This is a genomic window from Coprococcus intestinihominis (assembly GCF_040096555.1).
Lineage (GTDB): Bacteria > Bacillota > Clostridia > Lachnospirales > Lachnospiraceae > Coprococcus_A > Coprococcus_A intestinihominis.
Genome location: NZ_JBBMEK010000328.1, coordinates 1 through 3,098 on the forward strand (window position 1 = coordinate 1; position 3,098 = coordinate 3,098).

At 44.4% G+C, this 3,098-nt stretch carries 2 protein-coding genes; one reads left to right on the plus strand and one right to left on the minus strand.

Annotated features, from left to right (window positions below; genetic code table 11):
• Nucleotides 1–160: 160 nt before the first annotated feature.
• Nucleotides 161–787 (minus strand): single-stranded DNA-binding protein, encoded by a 627-nt coding sequence (locus WMO25_RS16595; protein WP_349086268.1) that lies wholly within the window; start codon nucleotides 785–787, stop codon nucleotides 161–163.
• A gap of 377 nt (nucleotides 788–1,164) precedes the next feature.
• Here WMO25_RS16595 and typA point away from each other — a divergent pair, with 377 nt between their 5' ends.
• Nucleotides 1,165–2,991, plus strand: a complete 1,827-nt coding sequence (typA, locus tag WMO25_RS16600) for a translational GTPase TypA (RefSeq protein WP_117527554.1) — start codon at nucleotides 1,165–1,167, stop codon at nucleotides 2,989–2,991.
• Nucleotides 2,992–3,098 lie beyond the last annotated feature (107 nt).

Below are 3,098 nucleotides of genomic sequence, written 5' to 3' on the forward strand. Positions count from 1 at the left end.
TTTTGAAATTTTATTTGGCGGATACGCCACACCGACGAAATGCGTAGCATTTTGGAGGTTGGCTCTGAACAGTTACAACAATATATAGTAAATACCACATTCCCGGGAAAACGTCAAGCAAAAACTACCGTTCTGATGCCTTTAGTCTGCATATTGACCTTTATTCTACACATTCAATTTTGCTGACGGAAATCTCATAGGCCGTCCGCTTTTCCACTACATCGTTATCCAGCCGTTTCTGATATGTACGGCTCTGAATCCTTCCCCAGAGATGGATATGTGTTCCCACTTCAAATTTGCCGGCAAACCGTGCATTTCTTCCCCAGCAGATACACGGCAGATAATCCGACTTGCCATACGGCCTGTTGACAGCCATCAAAAGGTCTGCGATCTCACGTCCAAGAGGTGTCATCCGATATACCGGCGGTTTGCAGATATAGCCATCCAGATAAATGCTGTTCGGCTTTGTCAGAGTTCCTTCTTCCCCCACAAATGCAAACTCCCGGACAAATACCGAAAGAATCAGACGATTTCTGCCTTCTTCATGCTTATTATAAGAACGGAACTGTCCGTGTACTTCCACGATCTTCCCCCTGTAGCTCTCCTTCACATCCACAAGCCGCTCAGAAACCATCAAAGGAATCCGATCCTGCATATGACTCAGACGGTTGACAACCACCTCCAGCATATAAAAGCCTTCTCCAAAAACTTCATGGCTGTATGTGAATTCCGAATCAACCGTTCCAACGATTGTCACCTGATTGTTATCCATTGCTTTATCTGCCATCTTTTAATCCCCTTTCACCACTCCGGTAAATATAAGTTTTTTAATATGTATTTATATGTATTCTGTCCACATCCGATTTATGCTATCTCTTTTTCATGAACGGATATGCTCTCATCACGCCTCTTTTGTCTGAATCAAACTGTCATGTGACAATTACAAATCTACCATGATTTACCATGAAAAGAAATTCTCATTCATCGACAGATTCTTCCATTTAATGGCATTTGCAGGGGGCCATCGGTCATTTTTCGGCCTTTTGAATGCATTTATTCCGTTTTATTATAGATTTCCGCAATAAAAAACTTGAAAAACCTTTTCGTAATTGATATGATAAATAGCGTTGTTAAGCAGATTCTTTTTCAGAAAGAAGGATTTATATGAATATAAAGAGAGAAGATACAAGAAATATTGCCATCATCGCTCACGTTGACCACGGTAAAACGACTCTGGTAGACGAACTTTTGAAACAGAGCGGTGTTTTCAGAAGCAATCAGGTTGTACAGGAAAGAGTTATGGACTCCAATGATATCGAACGTGAACGTGGTATCACCATTCTTTCCAAGAATACAGCAGTTTTTTATAAGGATGTCAAGATCAACATCATCGATACACCGGGACATGCCGATTTCGGCGGCGAGGTAGAACGTGTCCTTAAAATGGTAGACGGCGTTGTCCTCGTTGTAGATGCTTTCGAAGGCCCAATGCCTCAGACAAAGTTTGTTCTGAAGAAAGCCCTTGAACTGAATCTGGCTGTTATCGTATGTATCAACAAGATCGACCGTCCTGAAGCAAGACCGGACGAAGTTATTGACGAAGTTCTGGAACTGCTCATCGATCTTGATGCCAGTGAAGAACAGTTAGACTGCCCATTTGTGTACGCTTCCGCCAAGGAAGGTGTGGCTATGCTTGAGATTGGTGATGACAGCAACAGCATGCAGCCACTATTTGAGACGATCATCAACCACATTCCTGCTCCGGAAGGTGATCCTGACAAGGGCACACAGGTACTGATCAGTACCATTGATTATAATGAATATGTTGGCCGTATCGGTGTCGGCAAGGTCAGCAACGGTTCTATTCGTGTGAATGAAGATGCTATCATCGTCAATGCCCACGACCCTGAAAAGCGTCGCAAGGTGAAAGTCAGCAAGCTCTATGAGTTTGACGGTCTGAACAAAGTGGAAGTTGAGAAAGCAGGCGTCGGTTCCATCGTCGCTATTTCCGGTATTTCCGATATTCATATCGGTGATACACTCTGCTCCCCTGATTTTGTAGAGCCAATCCCATTCCAGAAGATTTCCGAGCCTACAATTTCCATGAACTTCCTTGTCAACGACAGCCCATTAGCCGGCCGCGAAGGCAAGTTCGTAACATCCAGACACCTTCGTGAACGTCTCTACAAAGAGCTGAATACCGATGTCAGCCTCCGTGTTGAAGATACAGAGAACACAGACTGCTTCAAAGTTTCCGGCCGTGGTGAACTGCATCTTTCCGTTCTCATCGAGAATATGCGTCGTGAAGGCTATGAATTTGCAGTCAGCAAGGCAGAAGTTATTTACCACAAGGATGAGAAAGGTCATCTTCTTGAGCCAATGGAACAGGCTGTCATCGATGTACCAGATGAATTCTCCGGTATTGTTATCGAGAAGCTGAGCTTCCGTAAAGGCGAACTGCAGGGTATGTCCCGTTCCAACGGCGGTTACACTCGTCTTGAGTTCCTGATCCCATCCCGTGGCCTCATTGGTTATCGTGGTGAATTCATGACAGATACAAAGGGTAATGGTATCCTGAATACTATTTTTGACAGCTATGGCCCATACAAGGGTGACATTGCTTACCGTCAGACAGGTTCCCTGATCGCATTTGAAGCCGGTGAAACCATCACTTACGGTCTGTTCAATGCACAGGAACGTGGTACACTGTTCCTCGGACCTGGCGAACAGGTTTACCAGGGTATGGTCGTTGGTGAAAACCCTAAAGGCGGCGATATCGAGCTGAATGTCTGCAAACGTAAACAGATGACCAACACCCGTGCTTCAGGTTCCGATGAAGCCTTAAAGCTTGTACCACATAAGGTACTGAGCCTTGAGCAAGCCCTTGACTTCATCGAAAATGATGAACTTGTTGAAGTTACACCGAAGAATATTCGTATCCGTAAGAAGATTCTGGATCCGAAACAGCGTATGCGTGCGAACAAAAAGTAATTTTTGACGCGTGGCCTGTCATTTCTAAATAAAGATATAAAAAGCGTCTATTCAACACAAGCCGCTCTCGCTGCCAATGCTAGCAGCGGTACATAAGGCAGTAAAAT